The 26,874-nt window shown below is 72.9% G+C and carries 17 protein-coding genes and 1 pseudogene; 11 read left to right on the plus strand and 7 right to left on the minus strand.

Annotation, left to right across the window (positions count from 1 at the left end; genetic code table 11):
* Positions 1-54 precede the first annotated feature (54 nt).
* Entirely contained in the window at positions 55-618 is a 564-nt protein-coding gene (locus tag FHU36_RS26750; RefSeq protein WP_185086570.1) for an ATP-binding protein, read from the plus strand.
* A 53-nt stretch (positions 619-671) separates the two neighbouring features.
* Here the strand turns inward: FHU36_RS26750 and FHU36_RS26755 are convergent, their stop codons facing one another.
* Positions 672-2,009, minus strand: coding sequence for a hypothetical protein (locus tag FHU36_RS26755; protein WP_185086571.1), 1,338 nt, complete (start codon positions 2,007-2,009; stop codon positions 672-674).
* Positions 2,010-2,209: 200 nt separating this feature from the next.
* Here FHU36_RS26755 and FHU36_RS26760 point away from each other — a divergent pair, with 200 nt between their 5' ends.
* From FHU36_RS26760 to FHU36_RS26770, 3 genes are all read left to right on the plus strand, one after another.
* The gene (locus FHU36_RS26760; RefSeq protein WP_185086572.1) at positions 2,210-4,429 is read left to right on the plus strand and encodes a thiamine pyrophosphate-dependent enzyme; all 2,220 of its coding nucleotides are present in this window, start codon (positions 2,210-2,212) and stop codon (positions 4,427-4,429) included.
* A 121-nt stretch (positions 4,430-4,550) separates the two neighbouring features.
* Positions 4,551-5,534, plus strand: coding sequence for a LacI family DNA-binding transcriptional regulator (locus tag FHU36_RS26765; RefSeq protein ID WP_185086573.1), 984 nt, complete (start codon positions 4,551-4,553; stop codon positions 5,532-5,534).
* Positions 5,521-6,861, plus strand: coding sequence for a serine/threonine-protein kinase (locus tag FHU36_RS26770; RefSeq protein WP_185086574.1), 1,341 nt, complete (start codon positions 5,521-5,523; stop codon positions 6,859-6,861). The genes FHU36_RS26765 and FHU36_RS26770 overlap by 14 nt, the downstream gene beginning before the upstream one ends.
* 39 nt (positions 6,862-6,900) lie before the next feature.
* Here FHU36_RS26770 and FHU36_RS26775 read toward each other — a convergent pair whose 3' ends face one another.
* Both FHU36_RS26775 and FHU36_RS26780 read right to left on the minus strand, forming a co-directional pair.
* Positions 6,901-8,496: a cellulase family glycosylhydrolase gene (locus FHU36_RS26775; protein WP_246502577.1), complete on the minus strand. Its 1,596-nt coding sequence runs from the start codon at positions 8,494-8,496 to the stop codon at positions 6,901-6,903.
* Between the two features lie 20 nt (positions 8,497-8,516).
* Complete coding sequence (locus FHU36_RS26780; protein ID WP_185086576.1) at positions 8,517-11,183, minus strand: glycoside hydrolase family 48 protein; 2,667 nt, start codon at positions 11,181-11,183, stop codon at positions 8,517-8,519.
* Positions 11,184-11,434: 251 nt separating this feature from the next.
* Between FHU36_RS26780 and FHU36_RS26785 the strand changes: the two genes are divergently transcribed.
* The 3 genes from FHU36_RS26785 (at position 11,435) to FHU36_RS26795 (ending at position 15,098) form a co-directional block, all read left to right on the plus strand.
* Positions 11,435-13,429, plus strand: a complete 1,995-nt coding sequence (locus tag FHU36_RS26785; RefSeq protein WP_281394343.1) for a glycoside hydrolase family 6 protein — start codon at positions 11,435-11,437, stop codon at positions 13,427-13,429.
* A 156-nt stretch (positions 13,430-13,585) separates the two neighbouring features.
* On the plus strand, positions 13,586-14,212 hold the full coding sequence (locus tag FHU36_RS26790; RefSeq protein ID WP_312891846.1) for an RNA polymerase sigma factor: 627 nt from the start codon (positions 13,586-13,588) through the stop codon (positions 14,210-14,212).
* Entirely contained in the window at positions 14,205-15,098 is an 894-nt protein-coding gene (locus FHU36_RS26795; RefSeq protein WP_185086577.1) for a hypothetical protein, read from the plus strand. The genes FHU36_RS26790 and FHU36_RS26795 overlap by 8 nt, the downstream gene beginning before the upstream one ends.
* Positions 15,099-15,164: 66 nt before the next feature.
* On the opposite strand, the gene FHU36_RS26800 is transcribed toward FHU36_RS26795, so the two are convergent.
* Entirely contained in the window at positions 15,165-16,274 is a 1,110-nt protein-coding gene (locus FHU36_RS26800; RefSeq protein WP_246502578.1) for a magnesium and cobalt transport protein CorA, read from the minus strand.
* Positions 16,275-16,451: 177 nt separating this feature from the next.
* Between FHU36_RS26800 and FHU36_RS26805 the strand changes: the two genes are divergently transcribed.
* Complete coding sequence (locus FHU36_RS26805) at positions 16,452-17,153, plus strand: M50 family metallopeptidase (RefSeq protein WP_185086579.1); 702 nt, start codon at positions 16,452-16,454, stop codon at positions 17,151-17,153.
* Here the strand turns inward: FHU36_RS26805 and FHU36_RS26810 are convergent.
* Entirely contained in the window at positions 17,150-18,100 is a 951-nt protein-coding gene (locus FHU36_RS26810) for a winged helix DNA-binding domain-containing protein (RefSeq protein WP_185086580.1), read from the minus strand. The two genes, FHU36_RS26805 and FHU36_RS26810, sit on opposite strands and share 4 nt — an antisense overlap.
* Before the next feature lie 36 nt (positions 18,101-18,136).
* The gene (locus FHU36_RS26815; protein ID WP_185086581.1) at positions 18,137-19,546 is read right to left on the minus strand and encodes a cellulase family glycosylhydrolase; all 1,410 of its coding nucleotides are present in this window, start codon (positions 19,544-19,546) and stop codon (positions 18,137-18,139) included.
* A gap of 402 nt (positions 19,547-19,948) precedes the next feature.
* Here FHU36_RS26815 and FHU36_RS26820 point away from each other — a divergent pair, with 402 nt between their 5' ends.
* The 3 genes from FHU36_RS26820 to FHU36_RS26835 all read left to right on the plus strand — a co-directional run bounded on the left by FHU36_RS26820 (position 19,949) and on the right by FHU36_RS26835 (position 26,366).
* Entirely contained in the window at positions 19,949-21,148 is a 1,200-nt protein-coding gene (locus tag FHU36_RS26820; protein WP_185086582.1) for a hypothetical protein, read from the plus strand.
* A gap of 394 nt (positions 21,149-21,542) precedes the next feature.
* Entirely contained in the window at positions 21,543-23,114 is a 1,572-nt protein-coding gene (locus tag FHU36_RS44900) for a hypothetical protein (protein ID WP_246502580.1), read from the plus strand.
* Positions 23,115-23,264: 150 nt separating this feature from the next.
* Positions 23,265-26,366: a coiled-coil domain-containing protein gene (locus tag FHU36_RS26835; protein ID WP_221496589.1), complete on the plus strand. Its 3,102-nt coding sequence runs from the start codon at positions 23,265-23,267 to the stop codon at positions 26,364-26,366.
* A 53-nt stretch (positions 26,367-26,419) separates the two neighbouring features.
* On the opposite strand, the pseudogene FHU36_RS26840 reads toward FHU36_RS26835, so the two are convergent.
* Positions 26,420-26,836 (minus strand): annotated as a pseudogene (locus tag FHU36_RS26840) (zinc-binding dehydrogenase); the annotation flags it as partial.
* Positions 26,837-26,874: the final 38 nt, after the last annotated feature.

Genomic DNA, 26,874 nt, shown 5'->3' on the forward strand with positions numbered 1-26,874 from the left:
GTCATCGACCTGAAGACTCGGGTCGCGGCTCTCGAGACGAATAGCCTGAGTGGCATGCCTGGCATCACCGTCGCCGAACGGTTCACCTCTCTGCACGACCGCGTCGACACCGTGGGGAGGAACATCACCGACCGGCTCGACCGGCGCTTCACCATGCTGGACGGCCGGATCACCGACACGCGTGCCGAGATGACACGCGGCTTCCAGCGGATCGACGGCCGGTTCGAGAAGGTGGAGCACCGGCTCGTCCAGATGGACGGCCGGTTCGAGAAGGTGGAGCACCGCCTCGACCAGATGGACGCCCGGTTCGAGAAGGTCGAACAGCGCCTCGACCAGATGGACGCCCGGTTCGAGAAGATAGAGCAGCGCCTCGACCGGATCGACGCGCGGTTCGAACAGATCGACACACGGTTCGAGCAGATCGACGCGCAGTTCGAGCGGATCGACACACGGTTCGCGCAGATCGACGCGCAGTTCGAGCGGATCGACGCGCGGTTCGAGAAGGTCGAGGGTGACATCGCCGGGCTCAAGAGCGACGTCGCCGATCTCAAGACCGGGATGAGCGACATCAAGTCCATGCTCATCAGCCTGGGAGCCAAGGTGCCCGCGCAGGCCTGACGCGTGACAGAGGCCCGGGACGCCGTCCCGGGCCTCTGTGCTGTGCGGGGTGGTTACCGCTTGACGCGGACGTAGTCCGTGCGGCTGTGGTCGCCGTTGGTGTCGTCGTCACCGCGGAAGACGAACTTCCAGGTGCCCGACCTCGACGCCTTGGTCTTGGTCCCCAGCTTGCCGTCGTCGTTCGACCAGGTGGTCTTCACGTACTTCCACGTACGCGTCCCGGCGGCCTTGAACCAGAGCTGGACCTTGCCCTCGTACCCCTCCCAGGCGCCTTCGTCGTCCACCTGCAGCCAGCCCTTGAACCTCAGGTACTTGCCGCGCTTGACGGGCTCCGGTGAGGCGTTGAAGGAGATGACGCGGGTGTCGGCCTTGGCCGGCGGGGCGGGCGTGACGACGCGCACCCAGTCGGAGCCGCTGCTGGTGCCGTCGACGCCCCGGGTGCCCCGGTACACCGCGCGCCACCAGCCCGACTCCTGGGCGGTGGCCGACGCCCAGAAACGGCCGTCGCGGCCGGTCACGTCACCGGTGACGCGCTCCCACCGGCTGGAGCCGGTGGCCTTGAAGAGGATGTCGACCCGCTGGCCGGGCAGGGCGTGCCCGCCGTCGACCTGCAGGGTGCCGGAGAGGCGGAGCCGATCGCCCTTGTCGATCGGCTCGGGGCGGGCGTCGAAGCCGGTGATCCGGCTGTCGCGGTCGCCGCGCCTGACGTCGACCCGGTCGGTGTCGCTGACGGAGCCGCGGGCGGCGGCGTTGCCGGCGAACTCGGCCCGCCACCAGCCGGTGGCCTCGGCCTTCACCCGGGCGCCGAACCAGCCGCCGCGGCCGGTCTCGACCTTGGCGACGTGCCGGTAGGCGTCGGTGCCCTTCTCGCGGAAGGTCAGGGTGACGGTCTGGCCGTCATAGCCCCTGCCCTCGGCGAGGAGGCGGCCGGACAGGCGCAGGCGCTCGCCCCGGACGACGCTGTCGGGGTCGGCGTCGAAGTCGGCGACCTTGGTGTCGAGGGCCTTCCTGACCTCGAACGTGCCGTTGGCGGACTTCTCACCGTCGCCGTGGGCGATGGCGAGCAGGTTCCACCTGCCGGCGTCCTTGGCGTCGAAGGTCCTGGTGCCGGTCCACTTGGTCCACTGGCCGTGGGGGGACGGCTTGAGCTCGACGGGGGTGCCGACGCTCATCTGGCCGGGGGCCTTGAGCTGGAGCTCGGCCTTGCCGGCGGCCTTGGTGGTGAAGGTGAACGTCGCCGTGACGGGCTTGTCGAAGACGACGGGCGACGCGGGACTCACGCTCACCTTCGAGATGCTCGGCGCCTGGGCCGCCGACGCGGGCGGCGCCATGACGAGTGTCGCGGCGCCCATCGCGATGGCGATGGCGGCCGCGTGCGTGCGTTGTAACATTCCGGGTTCCTTTCAGCAGACCCCAGTGGTTCAACGCGGCAGTGAGGGTGCCACGTAATACACCCCAGTAGACGCCAAAATCCCCCTAAAGGTTCAGAATTCTGACAAGTTGCCATGGAACTGGGTTAATCGGACCGGTCCAGAACATGTCCGCGCCGACGGGGAGACGCGGGCGGTTCCAGGAGGACATAATCGGGCTTGTGGCGCGCGACACAGTTGAGACTCACTTCATCCAGGCGGTCACGACGCTGGAGGCGGGCGCGGCCCGTGATCCCGGCCGTCCTCTTCGCGAAGGAGGGCCGCTGACCGGCGACTTGTGCCGCACGCTGTTCCAGCGCCAGACGGACAGCCGGCTGCTCGACATCGCGGCCCGCTGGCTGCGGGGGCAGGGCGAGGGTTTCTACACGATCGGCTCGGCCGGCCACGAGGGCAACGCCGCCGTCGCCGCCGCGTTGCGGCCCACCGATCCGGCGCTGCTGCACTACCGTTCGGGCGCGTTCTACCTGACGCGCTCGGAGCAGGCCGGGCGGCTGCCCGACGAGGGGCTGCGCGACGTGCTGATGGGCCTGGCGGCCTCGACCGAGGAGCCGATCGCGGGCGGCCGGCACAAGGTGTTCGGCCACCCCGACCTGGCGGTCATCCCGCAGACCTCGACGATCGCCAGCCACCTGCCGCGCGCGGTGGGCGTGGCCTTCGCCATCGAGCGGGCCCGCGCGCTGGACCTCAGGTCGCCCTGGCCCCGCGACGCGGTCGTGGTCTGCAGCTTCGGCGACGCCTCGGTCAACCACGCGACGGCGCTGACCGGTCTCAACACCGCCGCCTACGCCACCTACCAGGGGCAGGCGATGCCGATCCTGTTCGTGTGCGAGGACAACGGCATCGGCATCAGCGTGCGCACCCCCAGGGGCTGGGTGGAGGCGGCTGCCCGGCGGCCGGGCATCGAGTACTTCTCCGCCGACGGCTGCGACCTCGCCGACTCCTACGCCGCGGCCGTGCGGGCCGTGGAGCACGTGCGCACGCGCCGCTCCCCCGCGTTCCTGCACCTGTCGACCGTCCGGCTGATGGGGCACGCCGGCTCCGACGTCGAGTCGGCCTACCGCACGCAGCGGGAGCTGCGCGCGGATCTGGAACGCGACCCGCTGGTGGGCACCGCCCGCATGCTCGTGGCGGCCGGGCTGATCACGCCGGAGGAGCTGCTGCGCTCCTACGAGTCGGCGCGTGAGCACGTGCTGCGCCTGGCCCTGGAGTCCACCCGCCGGCCCCGGCTGGGCTCGGCCGAGGAGGTCATGCGGCCGCTGGCGCCCAGGCGACCCGACATGATCGCCAAGATCGCCCCCGTCGCCGCCGAGGCCGCGGTCAGGGAGAAGGCGTTCGCCGGGTCCCTGCCCGAGGCCGACAAGCCGATGACGCTCTCCCAGTCGATCAACCGCACGCTGGCCGACGCCATGGCGGTCCACCCGGAGATGATGGTCTTCGGCGAGGACGTGGCCAAGAAGGGCGGCGTCTACGGGGTGACGCGGGGCCTGCAGAAGAGGTTCGGCCCGGGGCGCGTCTTCGACACCCACCTCGACGAGCAGGCGATCCTCGGGCTGGCGCTCGGCTCGGCGGTGTCCGGCATGCTGCCGGTGCCGGAGATCCAGTACCTGGCCTACCTGCACAACGCGCTCGACCAGATCCGCGGCGAGGCGGCCACGCAGCGGTTCTTCTCGCAGGGCGCGTACGTCAACCCGATGGTGGTCAGGGTGGCCGGCTACGCCTACCAGAAGGGGTTCGGCGGCCACTTCCACAACGACAACGCCGTCGGTGCGCTGCGCGACATCCCGGGCGTGGTCATCGCCTCGCCGGCGCGGCCCGACGACGCCGCGGCGATGCTGCGCACCTGCCTGGCCGCCGCCCGCACCGAGGGGTCGGTCTGCGTGTTCCTGGAGCCGATCGCGCTCTACAACACCAAGGACCTGTTCGAGGAAGGCGACGGCGGCTGGCTGGCGCCGTACGTGCCGCCCGCGCGCTGGAGCGAGACGCACGTGCCGATCGGGCGGGCGCGCTCCTACGGCGACGGGCGCGACCTGACGATCGTGACCTTCGGCAACGGGCTGCGGATGAGCCTGCGTGCCGCCGTCCGGCTCACCCAGGAGGGCTACGGCTGCCGGGTGCTCGACCTGCGCTGGCTGTCGCCGCTGCCGGTGGACGACCTGATCCGGGCGGCGGAGCTGACCGGCAAGGTGCTGGTCGCCGACGAGACACGGCGCACCGGCGGGGTCTCCGAGGGGGTCATGACCGAGCTGCTCGACGCGGGCTTCTCCGGGCAGATCGCCCGGGTGACGTCGTCCGACAGCTTCGTGCCGCTGGGCGAGGCCGCACACCACGTGCTGTTGTCGGAGGACGAGATCGAGCAGGCCGCCCGCAAGCTGCTCGGGTGAGGCTCATGCCCGCCGCGCACGGGGGTGCGGAGGCGTTCGTGATGGTGACTGCATCTGTTAACAGGGCGGAAACACTGGTAGTTTAGGGAGCGCTCCCAATAGATCTTGGGCGAGGTGCATCGTGACCGATCTGCCCACGCTCGCGCAGGTAGCAGCGGAGGCCGGCGTCTCCCCCGCGACGGCTTCGCGGGTCTTGACTGGCACGGTCAGGGTCAGCACGTCGACCCGCCGTCAGGTCTACGACGCCATGTCCCGGCTGGGCTACGTGCGGCACCGCGCGCCGCGCGGGACGCCCGCCCGGCGGACGGCCGGCGGCGTGGCCGTGGTGATCTGCGACCATCTCCACCGGCTGTTCTCCGACCCCTATTACGCCAGGTTCCTGTCCGCTGCCGGCGACGTGCTGGCGGAGCTGGGCCTGCCGCTCATGGTGATGACCGTGCCGCCGGCCGATCCGGTCTCGCTGCCCGTCCTCACCGGCTCGGCCGACGGGGTGCTGCTGATCGCGGCACGCGAGCGGCATCCGCTGGCGATCACGCTGTCGACGTCCGGCGTGCCGGTGCGCGGCATCGGCCGCCCGCCCGACGACGTGAAGGTGCCCTACGCCGACGTGGACAACCGCGACGGCGCCCGGCAGGCGGCCGAGTATCTGATGCTGGCCGGCCGGCGGATGATCGGCATGATCGCCGGTCCGCCGACGCTGCCCGCGGCGCAGGACCGGCTGGAGGGGTTCGTCGCCGCCCTGCGCGAGGTGGGGCTGCCCGACCCGCCCGTGGCGTACGGCGACTTCGGCCTGCCGTCGGGCACGCACGCGATGCAGTGGCTGCTGCGGCGTGCGCCCGGGCTGGACGCGGTGTTCTGCGCCTCCGACCTGATGGCGGCCGGCGCGATGCACGCGCTGGCGCGGGCCGGACGCCGGGTGCCGGACGACGTCGCGGTGATCGGGTTCGACGACGCCCCGGTGGCACGGCGGGTCACCCCGGCGCTGACGACCGTCCGTCAGCCGGTGGAGGAACTGGCCTCGATCGCCCTGCGGCTGCTGCTGTCCGGCACCGTCTCGGTCAACCCGATCCTGCCCGCGGAGCTGATCGTCCGTGACTCAGCATGAGCCGGGTGACGTTCTGGCGCGCAGGTACGTGCTGCTGGAGCGCATCGCCGCGGGCGGCACGTCGGTGCTGTGGCGGGCGCACGACCGGGCGCTGGAGCGGCTCGTCGCGGTGAAGGTGCTGCAGGAGGAGCGCGAGCTCGCCCGCAAGGAGGCGAGGACGACCGCCCGCCTGGCCCATCCGGACGCGATCGAGGTCTACGACTACGGCGAGACGGTGACGTCGCACGGCCGGGTGGCGGCGTTCGTGGTGCTGCGGCTGCTCGACGGGGTGCCGCTGGCCGAGCGGCTGATGCGGGGGCCGCTGCCGTGGCGGGAGGCGGCGGCGACGGCCGCCCGGGTGGCTCGGGTCCTGGAGGCCGCGCACGGTCAGGGCATCGTGCACCGCGACGTCTCGGCCGAGAACGTGCTGCTGACCGCGTCCGGCCCGAAGCTGCTGGACTTCGGCATCGCCGCCGTGACCGGCGACCCCGACGACGAGCGGGGCACGCCGCCGTACGTCTCACCCGAACGGCTCGCGGGCGCGCCCGTGCACCCTGCGGCCGACGTGTACGCGCTGGGCGTGCTGTTCTTCCAGATGCTGACCGGTGTCCTGCCGTACCCGGAGACCACCTGGGAACAGGTGGAGACGGCGCGCAGGACGGCGCCGGGCCCGCGGCCGGCGGGGGTGCCGCACGAGCTGGCGGTGCTGTGCCGGCGCTGCCTCGACCCGGTTCCGGCGGCGCGGCCCGGCGCCGGGGAGGTGGCGGGCGAGCTCACGCGGGCGCTGGCCAGGGCGCGGCTCGGCCGCGGGCTGCGGCGCGGGGCGGCGGCCGTGGCGCTGGCGGCGTTCGGCGGGATGGCGCTGTGGCTCGGCCCGCCCGAGATGCCGCCGCGCGAGGGCGGGGACCGGTCCCCGGCGGTGGCCGACGGCCGAACCCCGGTGGAGGCCGCCACGCCCTCGCCGTCAGGTGCCGGGAAACCTGGGGTGGCCGACGGCCGGACCCCGGCGGAGGTCCGGCCACGGCCCCGGCGGACGGCCGCCGACCTCCCCGCCGCGGCTCCCCTGGCCTCGGCCTCCCCCCGCTACGCGCTCGGGTCGCGGTCGCTGCCGCAGGCCGTGGACCGCTTCCGCGGCGAGCTCGCCGCGGGCGCGGCCACCGGCCGGATCCGGTCCGACGTGGCGCTGGACCTGCGGCAGTCGCTGGCACACGCGACGTCGTCCCGTGAGGTCGCCGAGGTACGGCGCAAGCTGGGCGTCCGGCTGCGCGAGGGGGCGGTCGAGCCGGGGCTGCGCGGCGATCTCGACGCGCTGCTCGCCGAGATCGCCACCGCCTTCCGGCACGCCTGAGGACGTCCCCCGAGGCCGCTGACCTCAGGGGACGAATGTTCAGGGCGCCGTCGCGCAGGAGTAACCGATGGGGGCGGACGTGTCGCCGGTCGGGTGGCCGGCCTGGAAGCCGAAGGTGGTGGCGGCGTCCGGAGCCAGCCTGCCGTTGTAGGCGAGGTTGCGGGCGGTGACGGTCTGCCCGCTCACCGACACGGCGGCGTTCCACGAACCGGTGACGGTGTGTCCGGCCGGCAGCGTGAACGTCACCGTCCACCCGGTGGTGGCCGAGTCTCCGGTGTTGGTCACGGTGACGGGCTGGACGACGTAGCCGGAGCCCCACCGGCTCTGCACCGTGGCGGTGGCGGTGCAGCCGTCGCCTCCGGAGCCGCCGGTCGTGGTGAGGGTGACCGTGTTCGACACCGGCGAGGTGTTGCCGGCGGCGTCACGGGCCCGGACCTGGAACCGGTACGTGGTGCTCGGTGACAGCCCGGTGGCGGTGAACCGGGTCGTCGCCGACGTGCCGGCCACGGCGAACGACCCGGTGGCGGCGGCCCGCAGCACGTCGTAGCCGGTCACGCCGGTGTCGTCGGTGGACGCCGTCCACGACAGCGCGGCCTGGCTCGCCGTCACGCCCGAGGCGGCGAGGTTCGCCGGGGCCGTGGGCGGGCCGGTGTCGGACCCGCCGCCGTAGATCGTGGCCTCGCGGGCGGTCGCCCGGACGCCGTCGGCTCCGTTGAACAGCCGCTCGCCCCACGGGGTGAGCCGGGCCGGGTCGAACGAGGTGACCTGGTCGAGGTACTCGACGCCGCCGCCGTTGCCGCTCCACGACCAGCCGAGGTAGCCGAGGCCGCGGCTTCGCGCCTGGGCGAGGATGGTGTCCTCGTCGGGGTCGCCGTCGGAGTGCAGGTGCCCGAACTCCCCGATCACCAGGGGCAGCCCGGCCGTGCGGAAGGCGTCCAGGTAGGCGGTGATCTCGGCGGCCGTGTCGTACACGCCGTACATGTGGACGGAGAAGACGACGTTGCGGCGCGGGTCCGCCGCCAGCACCGTGGCCGCGTTGTCGCGCATCACGCCCTGCCAGTCCTGACCCCAGTTGGGGGCGTCGACCATGACGAGGTGCTCGAAGCCGGCCTCGCGCAGCCGGGTGACGGCCGCGGACGTGGCCTGGGTCCAGCCGGGCGTGACGGCGTTGTTGCCGAACGGCTCGTTGCCGATGTTGACGACGACGTGGTTCTCCTGGCCGGTCAGCACGCTCTTGAGGCCGATCCAGTAGGTGACGGCCTGATCGAGGGTGTAGGCGCCGCTCTGCTCGCCGTAGCCGGTGGTGTCGTGGTTCTCCAGGACGCAGATCAGCCGGTTCTGCTTGCACAGGGCGATGACGCCGGCCACGTCGTCGGCGGTGTTGGGGGTCCAGCGGCCGCCGCTGAGCACGACGCGGACGGCGTTGGCGCCGGCCGCCTTGATGGCGGCGAAGGAGCTCGTCCGGGACGCGTACCAGGTGTGGGCGTGGTTGGTGCCGCGCATGACGAAGGGGCTGCCGTTGGCTTCGAGGATCTGGGTCCCGCTGACCCGCAGCCCGGTCGCGGCGGACGCGGGCTGCGGGACCAGCGACAGGGCCGCGAGAAGGGTGAGGAGTGCGGCGATTCTCATGCTCATCCGTGCGGTCATCCGTTCGGTCATCCGTTCGGGAAGAGGGTGCCGTAGTCGGCCGCCGCCATGGCGACGTCGGCCTGCGCCCAGAAGCGGTGGTAGGTGAACGTCGGCGCCGGGCCGCCGTCCAGGTAGTCCTGGACCTTGTCCCAGTCGGGGTCGTCCTTGTAGAAGGAGCGGATGTCGAGGAACGTCTTGCCGGCGCTGATCGCGTCGCCGTTGGGCATGGTGCCGGTGTAGGCGGGCGGGATGTACAGGCCGGTGTTCGCGGCGTCGTCGTGGGGGTCGTCGAAGCGGTTGTAGTCCGCGCGGGTCTCGCTCACTCCGACGCCCTTGGCGTCCTTGTTGGCGAGCATGCCGTCGATGAGGCTCTTGGCCCCGGCCTTGGCGGCGGCGCTGCCGGACTTGGCGGCGTACCAGGTGAGGGTGCGGGCGTAGGCGGCGGCCGCGCCGACGTCGGTGGTGTGGTTGACCACGGCGACGTGCAGGCCGGGGTTGGGTCCCGGGCCGTCGGGGCCGCCGCTGTAGCTGGCGGCGGGGGCGCCGGACCAGGTCATGTCGTTGGGGATGCGGTAGGTGTTGCCCGGCCCGAAGGTGGTGTTGGCCAGCGCCCACGGCACCCACTTGTCGAGGACGGCCTTGGCCTTGGCGTCTCCGGTGACGTAGTAGTACTCGGCGACGCGCTCCAGCGACCACACCTGGAAGCCGAACCACCTGTTGCTCGGCGGGTCGTGGTAGACGGGCTGGTGGTCGTAGGCCCAGCCGTGGAAGGTGGGGGTGCCGGCCGGGGGCTGCTCGTAGTTGCCGTTCCAGCTGTTGGTGGCGCCGCCGGCGATGCCGCCCTCGGCGGACTGGAGCCACAGGTAGGAGTCGAGCTGGCGTTGCAGGCTCGTCTGCCAGTCGGAGGCGGCGGTCGGCGACCGCGGGCGCAACGCGGAGGGCCCGGCGGGGGACAGCACCCAGGCCGCGAACGGGTTCTGGTAGCCCTGGTGCCAGGAACTGGAGCCGACCCGCCACGCCCAGGAACCGCCGGTGTCGCCGCCCCAGGCGTAGTACCAGGTCAGCATGTAGGAGGAACTGCTCTTGCCGGTGCCCGCCTGGCACGAGGTGGAGGTGCAGCCGGGGTTCTTGAAGTACTTGTCGTAGAAGGCGTACCGAAGGTAGTCGCCCATCTTGGCGGCCTTGGCCAGGGTGGAGGTGATCTGCGACTGCTTGCCCTGCGCGGTGGCCCAGGTCAGCGCCCAGTAGGCGACCTGGACGGCGCGCGCGTCGGCGTCGGGGGCGTTGGTGTAGCGCCACTGGTTGGCGCCGCCGCCCTGGATGAACAGCGGCGGGTAGCCGGCGCCGGACTGGCCGAAGCGGCCGGTTTCACAGGACGGGTGGGCGACGGTCTCCCAGGCCGACTCCTGCGGGCCGCGCTGGAAGGTGTTGATGTAGGTGACGCGCTTGGTGTTGTCGCCGCACTCGGTCAGGTTGGCGCCGCGGCCGGTGCCGTAGCCGTAGACGTCGTCCACGTCGAGCAGCCAGTGCATGCCGTAGACGTCACGGGTGCCGTACGTGCTCTGCAGCTCGTTGGCCAGGGGGTCCTGGCCGACGGGGACACTGGTGCTGAGCGGCACCGGGTACTGGCTGGGGCGGGGCCGTTCGGGGGCGTAGTCGGCGGGGTCGCCCGGGTTGTAGGAGGCGTTACCGGGCTGCCCGGCGGCGGACGGGATGATGTACTGCTCCATCACGTTCCAGGCGTTGTTGAACGGCGCCCAGTTGCCGGTGACCCTGCCGTACTGCGCCTCCAGCCAGAGCCAGAAGCTGAACGCCTCGGAGGTGGTCTCGTGGCCGTGGTCGGGCGCCTCGACGATGAGGGTCTCGATGGAGTGGTACGGGATGCCCTCCGGTGAGAAGTAGCCGTTGGCCGGGTCCTTGAGCTTGTTGTACTGGGTGGTGAACTCCGTCAGGTAGGTGTTCTGCGGCACGTCGTTGTCGGTCTCGGTGGCGGTGACGGTGACGCTGGTCAGGCCGGTGGCGGCGACGGTGATGGGCCGGCTGCCGTTGGTGGTGTCGGCGTCTTCGGCGGCTGTGACGGTGACGTTCTGGGTGGTGTTCCAGTTGGTGGGGGTGAAGGTGAGGTTCGCGCCGCTGGTGAGGGTGAGGTTGGTGTCGCCGCTGCCGGCTGTGGAGGTGACGGTGATGTTGGAGGTGGGCTGTGTCGCGAGGCGGACGGCGTAGGTGGCGTTGCCGCCTTCGGGGACGCTCAGCGACGTCGGGGTGACCTGGAGGGCCTGCTGGCCGGGGTTGCCGGTGCCGCCGTCGCAGGTGACGCCGTTGATGGCGAAGGAGGTGGGGTTGGTGTTGGTGCCGGTGTAGGTGCCGTTGAAGCCGATGCTCCACTGGGCGCCGGTGGCTTGGGTGCCGTTGTAGGACAGGCTCGCGGCGGTGACGTCCTTGCCGGACTGTGTCCAGGTGGCCGACCAGCCGTTGGTGACCTGCTGGGTGCCCGGCCAGGTGTAGGTCAGCCGCCAGTTCGTCAACGGGTCGCCGGTGTTGGTGATGGTGACGTTGGCGCCGAAGCCGCCGCCGCCCTCCCATGACTTCACGTACGTCACGGAGCAGGCGACGGCGGCATGCGCCACACCGACGAGTGCTGTGGACAGGCTCAGCAGCAGGACGGCGAGCGCGGTGAGGAAGCGGTGTCTCATGAAGGTCCTCTCGGACGGAGGTGGGAGCGCTCCCATATGCTGGGGTTACGTGGATGGTAGGCGGGCGCCCTCGACCCGCCCAGGCGGCCTCCCGGGGCGGCCATGACGCTCCTGGTGACGCCCTTTCGGCCGGTGAAAGTTTCATCCGTCTCATGCGGATTCGGGGCACCGGCTCACCGCGGTCTGTACAGAGCTGTGAATCCGGGCTATGGATGGGAGCGCTCCCACTCTCCTGAGAGGAAACCCCCCACATGAGACACCGCCTTCTCGTCGTGGTCACGGCCCTGTTGGCAGGGCTGGCCATGGCGCTGACGTCGGCTCCGGCAGCACAGGCCGCGGTGGCCTGTTCCGTCACCTACAGCAAGGCCTGGGAGGGCGGCGGCGGCTTCGGCGCCAACGTCACCATCACCAACACCGGCGACCCGTTGACGAACTGGCGGCTGACCTACACCTGGCCGGGCACCCAGCAGGTCACCAACGGCTGGTCGGCCACCTGGACACAGTCCGGCAAGGACGTCACCGCCGCGAGCCTGTCCTACAACGGCACCCAAGCCACCGGCGCCCAGTGGAGCATCGGCTTCAACGGCACCTACACCGGCACCAACACCAACCCCACCTCCTTCGCCATCAACGGCGTCACCTGCGACGGCGGCACCGGCAACCCCGGCCAGCAGGCCCTCCAGGTCACCCCGACGTCGCTGAGCGTCCCCGAAGGCGGCAACGCCACCTACGCCGTCCGCCTCGCGACACAGCCCACCTCCAACATCACCGTCACCTCCACAGCCGGCAGCGGCGACACCAACCTCACCCTCACCAGCGGCGCGAACCTCACCTTCACCCCCACCAACTGGAACACCACCCAGAACGTCACCGTCACCGCCGCCGAGGACGCCGACACCACCAACGGCAGCCGGCCCATCACCGTCGCCGCCACCGGCCTGACCAGCGTCACCGTCACCGCCACCGAGACCGACAACGACAGCGGCGGCGGGGACGGCCACGTGGACAACCCGTACGCGGGGGCCACCGGCTACGTCAACGCCGACTGGTCGGCCAAGGCCGCGGCCGAGCCGGGCGGCCAGGCCGTGGCGAACGTCTCGACCGGCGTGTGGATGGACCGCATCGCCGCCATCAACGGCACCTCCGGCGCCCGCGGCCTGCGCGCCCACCTGGACGCCGCCGTCACCCAGGACGCCGCCAACGGCAGCGCGCCGCTGACGATCCAGATCGTCGTCTACAACCTGCCCAACCGCGACTGCTCTGCGCTGGCCTCGAACGGCGAGCTCCTCATCGCCCAGAATGGCCTCAACAGGTACAAGACCGAGTACATCGATCCGATCGCGCAGATCATGAACGACCCCGAGTACGCGGCCCTGCGCATCGTGACGATCATCGAGATCGACTCGCTGCCCAACCTGATCACCAACCTGAACGTGGCCAAGTGCCAGGAGGCGCAGACCTCGGGCGCGTACGTGCAGGGCGTCCAGTACGCGCTGAACAAGCTGCACGCGATCCCGAACGTCTACACCTACGTCGACGCCGCCCACCACGGCTGGATCGGCTGGAACACCAACTTCGGCCCGACCGCCGACCTGATCGCCTCCACCGCCCGTGGCACCACCGCCGGGTACGCCAGCATCGACGGCTTCATCACCAACACGGCCAACTACTCCGCGTTGACCGAGCCGTACTTCACCACCTCCACCACGGTCAACGGCACGACGGTGCGGCAGTCGCGGTGGATCGACTGGAACGACTACGTCGACGAGCTGAGCTTCGCCCAGGCGTTCCGCCAGGAACTGGTCAGGAAGGGCTTCCCCAGCACGATCGGCATGCTCATCGACACCTCGCGCAACGGCTGGGGCGGCGCGGCCCGGCCGACCGGCCCGAGCACGTCCACCGACCTGAACACCTTCGTCGACCAGTCGCGCGTCGACCGGCGCATCCACGCCGGCAACTGGTGCAACCAGAGTGGCGCCGGCCTCGGCGAGCGGCCGCGCGCGAACCCGGCCCCGGGCCTGGACGCCTACGTCTGGATCAAGCCGCCGGGTGAGTCCGACGGGTCGAGCCGGCAGATCGACAACGACGAGGGCAAGGGCTTCGACCGGATGTGCGACCCCACGTACACCGGCAACGAGCGCAACGGCAACAACATGAGCGGGGCGCTGCCCGACGCGCCGCTGTCCGGCCACTGGTTCTCGGCCCAGTTCCGGCAGTTGCTGCAGAACGCGAACCCGCCGCTGTAACACTGCTCCTGCAGGACGTACGGCCCCAGCCCGGAATCCCGCGGGCTGGGGCCGTACCTGTGCGGCGCGGAGGGCGTGAAAGTGATCCGGCGGATCGGGAGATACGAGGTGTCCGCTTGATCGCGTCCGGAGGGTGGAGATGACGGGGGAAGCATCGTGACGGCGCTGCCGTGGGCCGCGGAGGAAACCGGCCGTGCCCTGCCGCCCGCCGTGCCCGCCGTGGGCCGGGCGGAGGGCTGCCTGGAGGACGCTGAGGCGTTCGGGGCGGTGTTCGACGCCTACTTCGGCGAGATCCACGGCTACGTCGCCCAGCGGCTCGGCCCGGACCACGCCGAGGACGTCGTCGCCGACACCTTCCTCATCGCCTTCCGCAAGCGGGCGCAGTACGACCCGGCCAGGGCCGGCGTGCGGACCTGGCTGTACGGCATCGCCACGAAGCTGGTCGGCAGGCACCGCCGCCTGGAGGCGCGCACGCTGCGCGCGCTCGGCCGCTACGGCGTGGACGCCGACGCCCCCGGGCCGGAGGACGGCGTGGCGGTACGGGTGAGCGCGCAGAGCCTGCGCCCCAGCCTCGCGGCGGCCCTGGCCGGCCTCCACCAGCGCGATCGGGACGTGGTGCTGCTGGTCGCGCTGGCCGGGCTGAGTCACGAGGAGGTCGCCACGGCGCTGGGCATCCCCTACGGCACGGTCGGCTCGCGGCTGAACAGGGCGCGGCGCAAGCTGCGCGCGTCGCTGGGCGGGGCCGACCCGATGCGGGTCCTGGAGGAGGCCGACCATGGATGAGCTGGAGCGGGTGCGCGAGCTGTACGGCGAGCCGCCACGGCCTGACCCGGCGTTCGAGGCGCGGGTGCGGGCGCGGCTGGCGGGCAGGAGCACCCGCCGACGCCGGCTGTCGTGGGCGGTGCCGCTGGCGGGCGCGGTCGCCTCGCTGGCCGCCGTGCTGATCACGTACGGCGTCGTCGGCGGGGCGGGCACGGTCCGCGATCCCGGGCCGGGCGTCGCCGCCGGGCGCGACCCGGCGGCCGGCAGGTCGGTGCTGCTGACGGCCGCGACCTCGGCGGCGGCGGAGGCCACGCCGCGCGGCGCGTACTGGCGCGTCACGCGGCGGAGCGACCCGGGGAAGGTCACCACCCTGTGGGCGTCGCGCGACGGCCGCGCCTGGACGGCCGGGCCGGCCACCGGCACGGCGCCCAGGCCCGTCGCGAAGCCGTTCACCATGGCGGGCCGGCCGCTGACGCTGCGCGACATCGAGGGGTTGCCCGCCGAGCCGGGCGCGCTCAAGCGCCGGGTGGCGGCGCTGCTGCCGCCCGGCTCCGGCGACGGGACGCTGGCCGACGCGGTGAGCGGGCTGCTGTGGAGCAAGCCCTCGCCGCCCGCCGTCCGGGCGGCCGCCTACCGGCTGCTCGCCGACCTGCCGAACGTCCGCTACCTGGGTCCCGGCGACGATCCCACCGGGCGGCGGGGCCAGGTGTTCGCGTTCACGCTCGACGCCACGGGCGTGGAGCGGATCCTGACCGTCGACCCGGCCAGCTCGCAGGTGCTGTCCAGCGCCGACCACGCCGCCGGGGGGAAGCACGCCCGCGGCGGGGGTGGCGCCGGCACGCCCGCCAACCGGGTCGAGGTCGTCCTGACGGCCGGCTGGACCGACGAGGGGCCCGCCACGCCATGACCCCTCCACGCCATGACCCCGGCGCACCGTGGACGGGGTGCCCGTGCCGGTGCCGCCGCTCGGCGGTCAGAGCCAGTCGCGGCGCTTGAAGACGAGGTAGAGGGTCAGGCAGACGATCCCCATGAGCAGGATCGCGAACGGGTAGCCCCACGCCCAGTGGGTCTCCGGCATGTGGTCGAAGTTCATCCCGTAGATGGTCCCGACCAGCGTCGGCGCGAACAGGATGGCCGCCCAGGCGGAGATCTTCTTGACCTCCTCGCCCTGCCGGATGCTGGCCTCGGTCATCTTGGCCATCTCGGCGTTCTGCGCCTGGGTGACCAGTGTCGAGTTGATGACGAGGATGTCCTGCAGCATCTGGCGGAAGGCGGCGACCCGCTCGTTCACGGTGATGGCGTGGTCGGCCACGTCGCGCAGGTAGGTCTGCAGCTCCTCGTTGGAGCCGTACTTCTGCGCCCCCGCGATGAAGCCGTCGATCATCCGCACCAGCGGCGCGGTGGCCCGCTGGAACTCGATCACCTCGCCCGACAGCTCGTAGACCCGCCGCGAGACCGACGGGTCGCCGCCGAACACCTGCACCTCGATCTCCTCCAGGTCCTTCTGCAGGCCGGCCACGACCGGGGCGTAGCCGTCGACCACGGCGTCGAGGATGGCGTACAGCACGGCCTGGGGGCCCTGGCGCAGCAGCTCCGGGTCCGACTCCATGCGCTTGCGCACGACCTGCAGGTCCGGCGCCTCCGCGTGCCGTACGGTGATCACGTAGTTGGGGCCGACGAAGACGTGCAGCTCGCCGAAGGCGACCTCCTCGACGTCGTCGAGGTAGCGGGCGGCGCGCAGCACCACGAACAGCATGTCGCCGTAGCGGTCGGCCTTGGGCCGCTGCGAGCCGACGATGGCGTCCTCCAGCGCCAGCTCGTGCAGCTCGAACTCCTCGGCGAGCTTGACCAGCTCCCATTCCTTGGGCCGGTAGAGGCCGATCCAGGCCAGGCTGTCGGGCATCTGCTTGAGCCGCTGGAAGGCGTCGGCGAGCGAGCCGGGGTTGTCCACGCGCTGGCCGTCGCAGTAGATCGCGTTGTCGATCACCGTGGGGCGGTAGGGCGGTTCCTCGGGCGCGCGGGGGTCCATGGACTGCTCGGGCGCCTCCTCACGCGTGGTGGAGTCGCGCCTGAAGCTTCTCATCCGTGCCATGCCGTTCCTCTTCGCGATGGCCGTACGGTCTCCCGCCACGTCAGCATCCACTTTCTACCAGATCGTCCTCGGCGTCCTCGGTGAGCATCACCTGCCCCGGTAGCCGGCCGCCAAGCTTCCCGTTGGGCCGGACGCGGCCGGGGCTTTACCTGGATAGGGTCTTTCTCGATGGAAGAGCTCTGGGCCACCCTCATCGAGGCCCAGCCCGACCCCTCCCCCTGGGTCGTGCTGGGGTCCGCCTTGGCGGCGCTGGCGATCGTGTCGTTCAGGACCTCGTGGCACCTGTCCCGCGGCCTGATCACGATCGCCCACGAAGGGGGCCACGCCCTGGCGGCGCTGCTCACGCGGCGCAAGCTGGAGGGCATCCGCCTGCACTCCGACACCTCCGGCGTGACCCTGACCAGGGGCCGGCCCAACGGGCCCGGCATGGTGCTGACCGCGCTCGCCGGTTACGTCGCCCCCTCCCTGCTGGGGCTGGCCGCCGCGTGGCTGACCGAGCAGGGGCGCATCACGCTGCTGATCTGGACCGTGCTGCTGTTCCTCGTCTGCATGCTGCTGCTGATCCGCAACGTGTACGGCGCGCTCATCCTGCTGGCGACGGGCGGGGCGGTGTTCGCCCTGTCGATGTACGCGCCGGACGACGTGCAGCAGGCCGTGGCCCTGGTGGCGGTGTGGTTCCTGCTGTTCGGCGGGGTGCGGCCGATCATCGAGCTGCAGCGCAAGCGACGGCTGCGGCAGGCGCGCGACTCCGACGCCGACCAGCTCGCCCGGCTGACGATCCTGCCCGGCGGCTTCTACGTCCTGTTCTTCCTGCTGGTGGCCTGCGCCTCCGTGGTCGCCGGCGGCTACCTGATGAACCCGCTGCCCTAGCCGGCCAGGAACCTCCGCACGTCCTCGACCTCCGCCGCCAGCGGGCCGGCCGGGATCTCGCCGAAGGGCGAGACGGTGACCTCCGCGCCCTTGCGCGTCCAGACGCCCGCCGCCAGGCCGTCGACCAGCACGACGGGCCGCAGGATGCCACCGCCCGGGAACACCGTGCGGGCGTGCCCGGCCGGCACCACCGGGTCCCTGCTCCGCCAGCCGAGCAGATACTCGTCGAACGCCGGCAGGAGCCGGACCAGGGGCGCCCGTACCGGGTCGGGCGGCGCCGAGGGCGCGCTCAGCCGCCAGGCGGTGCGGGCCGCGCCCAGCGGCAGGCCCGACCAGGCGGCCAGGTCCTCCGGGGTGGCCGGGTGGTGGGCGCGGCGGTAGCGCAGCGCCAGCTCGCGCAGCGCCCGCTCCCGGTCCGGCTCGGGCCGGACGGGCGCGCCGAGCCAGTCGGCGGCGTGCACGTACGTCGGCTTGCCGGCACGCGACGGGCCGAGCACGGCCAGGCCGTGGAACGCGGCCAGGGCGACCAGGTGCACCACGCCCTGACCGCGCGCCCGGCCGCCCAGCCGGTCCTCCAGCTCGGCCTTGGTGAGCGGGCCCTGACCGGCCAGCGCGCCGTCGATCAGAGCCGGCAGGTCGTCGCCGGTGACACCTTCCTCGGCCAGGCGGCGCCGGGCGGCGGTGTCGCTTCTGGTCAGGGCGTGCACCCACGGCAGGTCGTCGACGTGGGTGAAGTGCAGGGTGCCGCGGAACCCCCAGGTGCGGACGATCTCGCGGCCCGCCCAGGCCGCCTCCACCTCGGCCAGGGTGAGCGTGGCCGAGCGGGCGCGCAGGCCGAGGCAGGCGGCGGTGACGTCCTGCGCCTGGACGGCGAGCAGGTGGCGGACGACCTCGCCGGTGCCCGGACCGGGTGGGCGGTGCAGCAGCTGCGCCTCGACACTTCTCATGCACCGCATCCTCCCGCAGTCCGGGCGGGCGCGTGATCAGCCGGTGGGGAAGTCGTCCGGGGTGCGGATGCGGGCGCGCATGTACACGCCCGACTCGTTGAGCACGCCCGTGCCCGCGTAGGTGCCGCCGCCGCAGGTGCCGGGCCTGAACGCGGCGCTGCTCTCCGGGGCGTCGGAGTACGTCCAGTTGGCGTAGCTGATCTTGTGCTGGTCGAGCAGGTTCAGCCAGGCGGTCGTACTGGCCAGGTCGACCGTGCCGCCCCCGGTGTAGGTGACGGTGCCGAACTCGCTGACGAACAGCGGCAGCCTCGTGGCCGCCCGGGCGACCACCTGGCGGTAGGCGTCCGTGTGGGAGGCGGCGTAGAAGTGGAACGCGTACATGACGTTGGTGGCGTCGACCGGGTCGGCGACGACCTCGCTCTCGTTGCCGCCCTCGGAGACGCCCAGCGAGGACCAGGCGCGGGTGCCGACGATGACCACGGCGTCCGGGTCGTTGGCGCGGATCACGGGGATGACCTGCTCGGCGTAGCTCTTGATCGTCGCCCAGCTCACCCCGTTGGGCTCGTTGGCGATCTCGTAGATGACGTTGTCCTTGGCCGCGTTGCGGGCGGAGACGGCGGCGAAGAAGGTCCGGGCGCGGTCGAGGTTGTAGGTGGGGTCGCCGGGGGTCAGCGTGTGGAAGTCGACGACGGCGTACATCCCTCGCTCCTCGGCCATGTCCACCAGGTTGTTGACCTGCCCGGTGAACGCCGCCGGATTCGTCTCGTACCCGCCCTCCTGGACGTACATGGAAATCCTGAACAGGTCGGACTTCCAGTCGTCGGCGAGGGCGTCGAGAGCGGCGCCGTCGTAGCAGTCGGCGAACCACTGCAGGCCGTGCGAGCTCATGCCGCGCAGCTGGATGGGGCGGCCGTACTGGTTGCACAGGTTGACGCCGCAGACCCGCAGCCGGCCGTTGACCTCGACGGGGGTGCCGCCGGGCGTCGGGGTCGGGGTCGGGGTCGGGGTCGGGACGACGGTGCCGGTGCAGGTGACGCCGTTCAGGGCGAACGACGCGGGTGAGGGGTTGGCGCCGGTGTGGGCGCCGTTGAAGCCGATCGTCGTGGAGGCGCCCGTGCCGATCCGGTCGTTGTGGCCGGCGCTGCGGGCGGTGACGGCGGAGCCGGTCTGGCCGTACGTCGCCGACCAGCCGTGCGTCACCTTCTGGCCGGAGTCCGGGAAGGTGAAGCCGAGGCTCCAGCCGTCGACCGGGTCGCCCAGGTTCCTGATCGTGATGGTGGCGGTGAAGCCGTCCTGCCAGGTGTTCGTCGTGTAGGTGACCGCGCAGCCGGGGGCGGCCAGGGCGGTGCCGGCGGGCGCCGTCACCACGCCCGCGGCGGTGAGTGCGGCGATCGCGCCGATCGCGAGGAGGTCACGTCCGCGGCGGGGACGCGGGAAGAGCTTCACGGCGGTGGCCTTTCGTGTCCCGGTGGGGCCGGTGGGATGGACCGTGCGGTGCAGCGGGGCCGTACGGGTCCGCGGCAACGTACCAACGCGGGTGACATGAGCCCCAGCGACGCCGTCACCCGCACCGGGCCGCCCGGCGGGCCGGGGGTCGCGCAGGCACGTTCGCCCTGGTCCGGCAGGGTGATCGGCGTGCCGTACCCGCTCTGGGGAGGTGAAAGTTTCACCGCGTGCCGGGCGTCGGGGAGCGCCGTCCCCGCGGACGGCGGACGGCGCGGGCGGTGGAGCCCCGGCGGACCGCGGACGGCTCAGGGAACGCCGTCCGAGCGGGCCGTGGAGGTGGCGGGCGCGCCCGGGGCGCCTGCCGGTCCTGGATTGTCGGCGCGAAGCCTTACCTTAGAGCGCGTGTCCGATCAGCCACTGACCCTCGACGCGGCCCTCACCGACGAGGCCGTCCTGTCGACCTACCGCCGGATGTTCGCCGCGCTCGCCCGCGACAGCGGTGCCGTCGTCGACGATCCCGCCCTGGTCGACATCGCCGAGACGCTGTTCGCGGCGTTCGCCGAGGCGGGCGAGGAGTGGCTGACGCACGAGCAGATGCGCTTCGCCTGCCGCGCCTACCCGGCCGACCAGTTCGACAACCGGCTGCGGGTCCTCAAGGGGCTCGGCGCGATCCGCGAGGTGTTCCCCAAGCCGCACCAGCTCCGCTACCGCGCCTCGTTCACCAGCGTCGTCGGGCTGATGTTCATCCGGCGGATGATGGACGACGGCGGCCAGTCCGAGATGCACCGGCTGCTCGCCCTCGAAGACCTCAACGTCGCCGACCCGCGCACCACGATGGAGGAGGCCAGGCAGAGCGCCGCCAACCTGGCGCGGGCGTTCCGGCTGTGGGCGCTGGAGCTGATCACGCTGACCACCGGCACGATCGAGGAGCTGCGCGAGCAGGCGCCCAAGCTGTGGGGCACTGAGGAGATCGCACGCCGGGCGCAGAGCCTGCACGGCACGATCCTGACCCGCTGGCCCGAGCTCGACCGCGTCTGCACCGACCTGCGGGCGGCCATCTACGCCTACAGCGACGCCTCCCGGCGCGCGGCCGGCCGGCTGGCCGACTCGGCGGGCACGACGCGCAACCTGACGCTGCTGCCGACCGAGACGTGGCGGACGTTCACGCAGACGGCCGGCAAGGAGCGGCTCGCGGCGGTGCTCGACGGGTTCGTGTTCGACGCGCCGGCGCCGTGGCACGATCCGGCCGCGATCGCGCGGGCCGTCGACGAGGCGCCCCGCCCGGCTCCGGCGCAGCCCACTCCCCCGCGTTCCGCCCTTCCCGACGCGGGCCCCGAGGGTTCCCTCGGCTCCTCGCCGACGGCCGCGCTGGAGCGGCTGACGGAGGTGGCCGAGTCGCTGCTGGGGTCCTCGTCCAGGGTGGCGCTGGCCGACGTGCTCGGCTCCGACTGGCCCTCGGCCCGCCGCCTGCTGGCCGACCTGACCACCGTGGACCTCCGGCCGGAGCTGCCCTACCGGCTGACGTGGTCCGACGACCTCACGATCGACCCGTCCCGCGAGCCGTCCTGGCTGTCCCACGGCCACCTGGAGCGCGCCCCGTGACCCGGCCCCCGTCCCCGGGCGGGCACCCCGCGCCCCGCCGACCGCCGCACGGACCCGGCCTCGTCACCCGTGACCGCCGCACGGGGCGCGTCGCAGTCCCTGACCGTCGTACGGACCGCATCGCAGTCCCTGACCGTCGTACGGACCGCATCGCAGTCCCTGACCGTCGTACGGACCGCGTCGCAGTCCCTGACCGTCGTACGGACCGCATCGCAGTCCCTGACCGTCGTACGGACCGCATCGCAGTCCCTGACCGTCGTACGGACCGCGTCGCAGTCCCTGACCGTCGTACGGACCGCATCGCAGTCCCTGACCGTCGTACGGACCGCATCGCAGTCCCTGACCGTCGTACGGACCGCATCGCAGTCCCTGACCGCCGCCTGGAGTGCCTCACATGACCCGCGCCGACGACGCCACCGCGCACGTGCTCGCCCGGGCGGGCGGCCCGCTCCGTCTCGGGGCGGGAGTCGCCGCCCCTGCCGGCATGCTCCGGCTCACCCGCCCCGACTCCACCGGCGAGGCGCTGCCCGTGTGGCCCGACGGGGCGACCCCGTCGCTGCTGGAGGAGTACCAGGTGGCGCCGGTCCCGGTGGAGCGCGCCGGCGAGACGCGGCGGGTCCTCGCGGCCTGCCTCAAGTGCTGCTGGACCGACCAGTCCGCGGACCCCTGGCCGGGCGACCCCGCTCCGGTGGAGCTGGTGCTCGACACCTACCGTGCGCTGATCGGGCGCACCGACGACCTCATGCGCAACTGGGCGATCGGCGCGCTGCGACGACTGCACGACTCCGCCTGGATCGTCATGGCAGACGGTCTGATCACGCTGGGGCCGCGCTGCGCCCTGTGGCCGGTGGAGTCGTACGCGCAGCTCAAGGAGCTCGTACGACGCCTCCCGGACCCGGAGCGCACAGCGCTGACCGTGGTGGCCGACGCCGACATCGTCGCCGCCGCCCGCCCGGACACGCCCGCCCCCGACCCGGCCACGCAGGCGAGCCCCGTCCTCGCCTCCTCCACCCGGCCGGACACCACCGACCACCCACCGTCCACGCCGGAACCGGACACCGCCCTTCACCGGCCGTCCACGCCCGAACCGCACACCACCCCCCACCGGCCGTCCACGCCCGAACCGCACACCACCCCCCACCGGCCGTCCACGCCTGGGCCGGACACCACCCACCGGCCGTCCACGCTTGGGCCGGACACGACCCACCGCGGACCGTCCACGGCCGGGCGCGACGTCAGCGCGGTGCGCGCACGCCTCGGTGGGCAGGCCGAGGCCGGCGCGGCCGAGTTCGACGATCTGCTGGGCGGTTACGACGAGCGGCGACGGGCCGAGCTGGTGGCGGCCTTCGTGGCGGTGGAGCATGCCGGGGAGCCCGTGCTGGAGGCCAGGTTCCTGGCCCTGCGCGACCCGGCGCTGCGGCACAGCCTGGGCGAGATGCTGGCCCGGCGCGGGCGGACGCTGATCCAGCACCGCGAACGCTGGATCTCCGGCTACGACGACCACACCGCGGCCCGGGCGGCCCGGCTGCTGGGCGACGGCGGCGACCTGCCAAGTCCCGGTGGGGCGCGTTCCGGAGGCCAGGGCCCGGGTGGGCCGGCGAGCCTGGGCGAGGCGGAGAAGGCGGTGCTGACCCTGGTGCTCGTGCACTCGGTGGCGATCCCCCGGGCGGAGGGCGTGCTGCCCGAGGACACCTGGTCGTCGCCGCACCCCACACCGGTCGACGAGCTGCGACGCCACACGCAGGTGCCGATCGGCGAGCTGGAGGCCGCTCTGCGGACGTTGCGCCATGCCGGCCTGCTGACCCAGGTGAAGGCCGGTGAGGAGGCGGGCGGCTACGTGCCGGGGCCGCAGTTCCACCGGCTCACCCCGGCAGTGAGGCGACGGCTGCAGGAGGAGCTGATCCTCGCGGCCGGCCCGCACAGCCCTCTGGCCGGCGCCGTACGCGCCCGCAGATCGGCCGAGTAGGCGAGAGATGCGACATCTGGAGACGAGTCGAAGCGGTCCGGGGTGAGCGGCCGGTAGGGGGCCGAGAGCAGGGCCGCGAAGAGGTGTCCGGCGATGGGCCGGTCAGGTGAACGACAGACGGAAGGGTAACGGGGGTTCGAGGTGTCGCAGATGGAGAACGTGGTCGGAGACCGGGTGCTGATCGCCGTGCAGGCGGTCAACATCTCGCGGTTGTCGACCCATCCGGTGCCGACCGTCCCGGGCACGCTCATCGTCGTCGCCGGGGCGGGGCCCAAGGACTCCAACGGTGCCGGCAAGTCGTCGTTCATCGCCTCGATCACGGCGTTGCTGGGAGACGAGCAGTGGCGGTTCGCCTCGGGTGCGAAGGCGGTGTCGGAGCTGCTGTTCAACGCGGAGCTGGCCAGCGGTGCGGGCGCCCGGCAGTGGGCCAGCGCCGGCCACGGCTACATCGTGGGCGTCTTCGGCCACCCCGACGTCGCCGCTGCCGGGACTCTCACCGGCGACACGAGCGGGCGGGCCGCCGAGGGGGCGCTCGGTTCCGCCGCGCGAGCGGTCGCCGGGGCTGACGCCGATGCCGGGGCCGGGGCCGGGGAGGACGGTGGCGCGCCGGGGCGGATCGGTGAGACGGTCGTCGCCGAGGGCGAGGGGGCGGGTGGGGAGCTGTTCGCGGTGCCCGACACCTCCGGTGGGGCGCTCACCGTGTGGCTCAGGGTCAACCAGGAGGCGCCGCACCTGGAGATCCGGTGGCGTGACGGGGTGCACCTGGCCGCGGCCGCGTCCGAGGCCGAGCGGGTGGCGCGGGCCGATGACATCTGGGCGTCGCTCCCCCGGTCGGCCGGGCGGCGGGACGTGGTGGCGCGTGACCTGACCAAGGTGCTGTACGGCGACCGGGTGCGCTGCGTGTCGTTCCTGTCGACGTCCGTGCGCAGCAAGGTGGCCACCAACCTGCTGTCGCAGCCGCTCAACGAGATCTCGCCGGAGCGGGTGTTCGAGGCCATCGCGGCGCTGACGGGGCTCGACTCCGAGCTGGAGCAGGAGCGTGAGGCGCGGCGCGACGAGCACGCCAAGCGGGTGCGGGCCGCGCAGGCGGGCGAGCGGCTGGCCGAGTTCGAGGCGGAGTCGAAGGCGTTGCTGGCCACGTTCGACCGGCGTGACCAGGCGCGGATCCGGCTGGCCGACGCGCTGCGGTGCTGGCGCGGCCGGCAGGCGCGCAAGCTGGCCGACGCCGCCGCGAAGGACGATGTGCTCGCCGCCGAGCTCGAACGGCACCGGCTGGCCGGCGAGGCGGCGGCTGAGGCCATCGCACTGGTCAAGGCGGAGATCTCGACGCTGCGTGAGGACACTCTCGACCGGCAGGTCGGCGAGGCGCGCAGGGAGCTGGCGGCGCTGCAGGCGCGGGCCGCCAAGCTGGAGGCCGACCGCGCGGTGGCGGAGAACACCGCCGACGAGCTGCGCGGCCGGATCCCGGCGCTGGAGGAGGCACGCAGGTTCGCCGACGGGCGGGACGTCCCGGCGGCGGAACGGGAGCTGCGCGAGGCGCGGCTGCGGCTGAACGAGGCGCTGAAGGCCCTGGGCGTGGCCGACCGGGAGGTGGCCGACGCGCAGGCGGCGCTGGACGACGCCGAGGGCGGCCCGGCCGCGGCCCAGCTCAACGTGCTGACGACCGCCGGGGTGCCCGCGACGGGGCTGCTGGACGCGCTGGACGTGGCGGAGCAGGCGCGCGACCACGCCGACGTGACGCTGCGGGGGTGGCCGCACGAGCACGCCGTGATCGTCGACGCCCGACTGCTGGGCGCCGCCGCCGAGGCCCTCGCGAAGCTGCCCGGGTCGGTGCTGGTGAGCGCCGCCGGCGTGAGCGTGGTGGGGGCGTTCGACGGGGTCGCCACGGGGCGGGAGGCGCGCATCAAGGCGGCCGAGCAGCGGCTCAACCGGGCCCGCGACGCCCAGGAGTCGGCCGCGCAGGCCGTACGGGAGGGTGAGGAGGCCGTCGCCGAGGCGCAGCGGCGGCTGGACGGCGCGCGGGCGGGCGTGCGGCTCGGCGAGGTCGAGGCACAGCTCGCCGAGCGGCGGGCCAGGCTCGCCGAGCTGGCCGGCGCGCTGGAGGAGGTCACCCCCGCCGTGGCCGAGGCCGAGCGGCAGGCGGGCGCGCTCGACTTCCGGGCCCGTACCCGCGACATGGAGATCGAACGTCTGGAGGGGCGCCGCCAGCGGCACGAGGGCGAACGCGCCCAGGCGCGCGACCAGCAGGCGCGCGTCACCGCCGAGCGGGACGCGCTCAAGCTGGCGGCGCTGGCCGCCGACTGGGGCGGCACCGTGGACGGGGCGCGCGAGTGGCTGGCGGCCCTGCCCGAGGAGGAGCGGCCGCGCACGGCCGAGGAATGGTGGCGGATCGCCGAGCGGCACTTCGACCAGGCCCTGCGTGACACGTTCCCGGAGGAGGACGCCGAGATCCCGGAGGAACTGCGGTTCCTGCTGTCGGAGCGGGGCGGGAGCACGGCGCGGGAGCAGGCGACGTTCGCGGCGGTGTGCGGGGCGCTGGCCTCCTACCTGCGGGGCCAGGAGGAGTACGAGAAGCACCAGCGGCGGCAGATCGAGGCGCAGCTCGTGTCGCGGCAGCGTGACCTGGCCGCCGCCGACAAGGGCGCGGAGGAGGCGGCGCAGTCGACGGCCGTGCACCGGGCGGCGCTCAGCGCGGCGATCAGGGCGAGGCTGACGCGGGTGGCCGAGGAGTTCGAGAAGCTCGACACCTCCTACGGCGGCTACGGGGCGACGCTGGAGTTCCCGGTGCCGCCCGCGCCGGCGGACCCGGAACAGCGCTGGCAGTGGCGGGTGACGCCCAAGTGGCGGCGTGGCGAGGGACAGGGCTACGTGCCGTACAACCGGCGGGCCAACACGGCGCTGATGGACGAGAAGGCGGTCAAGCTGGTGTGCGCGGCGGCGATCGCGTCGTCCGGTGGCGGGCACCTGTGCCTGGTGCTGGACGAGCTGGGCCGCAACCTGGGCAAGGAGCACCGGCGGGAGGCGGTGGCGCTGTTCCGCCGGATCGGCGAGACGTACGGGATCACGGTGATCGGGGCGCTGCAGGACGACATGGAGCCGTACGCGATCGACGCGTGCGGCCAGTACGTCAAGCTGCGGCGCTCGTCGGACGCGATGCCGTACAACGAGCCGCCGGTGATCGTGGGGCACGACCGGCACGCCGAGCGGGTGCGGGCGCTGGCCGCGTACGTGGAGCGCCCGGCCGCGGTGTGACGGCCTCACCCGCCGCGGGCGGCGCGGGTCACGCCCGTTCCGCCCGGCGCGGGTCAGGTTCGGGCGGCGGCCACGTCCGGCCGGGACGTCCACGCCTTCGCAATCCATTCCGGAAACAGGTGGAAGCAGGAGTTGATCAGCATGCCGCGCAGGGTGGCGTCCTTGGCGGCCAGGGTGAACAGGTTGCTCGGGCCGGGGACCGGCTCGGTGGCGTCGTAGGAGCTGATCGCGCCCACCATCGCGATCCTGCCGCCGTGACGCAGTGCGTCGATGGCCGCCACCAGGTGGTCGCCGCCGACGTGGTCGACGTAGACGTCGATGCCGTCGGGGGCGGCCTTGGCCAGTTGCTCGGTGACCGAACCGGCACGGTAGTCGATCGCGGCGTCGTAGCCGAAGTCCTGCACGAGCTTCTTCGCCTTCAGCGTCCCGCCCGCGGAACCGATCAGACGGGAGGCCCCGAGCTTGCGGGCGAGCTGCCCGGCGACGCGCGGCCCATGATGGACCCCGG

The sequence above is a fragment of the Nonomuraea muscovyensis genome (assembly GCF_014207745.1).
Classification (GTDB): domain Bacteria; phylum Actinomycetota; class Actinomycetes; order Streptosporangiales; family Streptosporangiaceae; genus Nonomuraea; species Nonomuraea muscovyensis.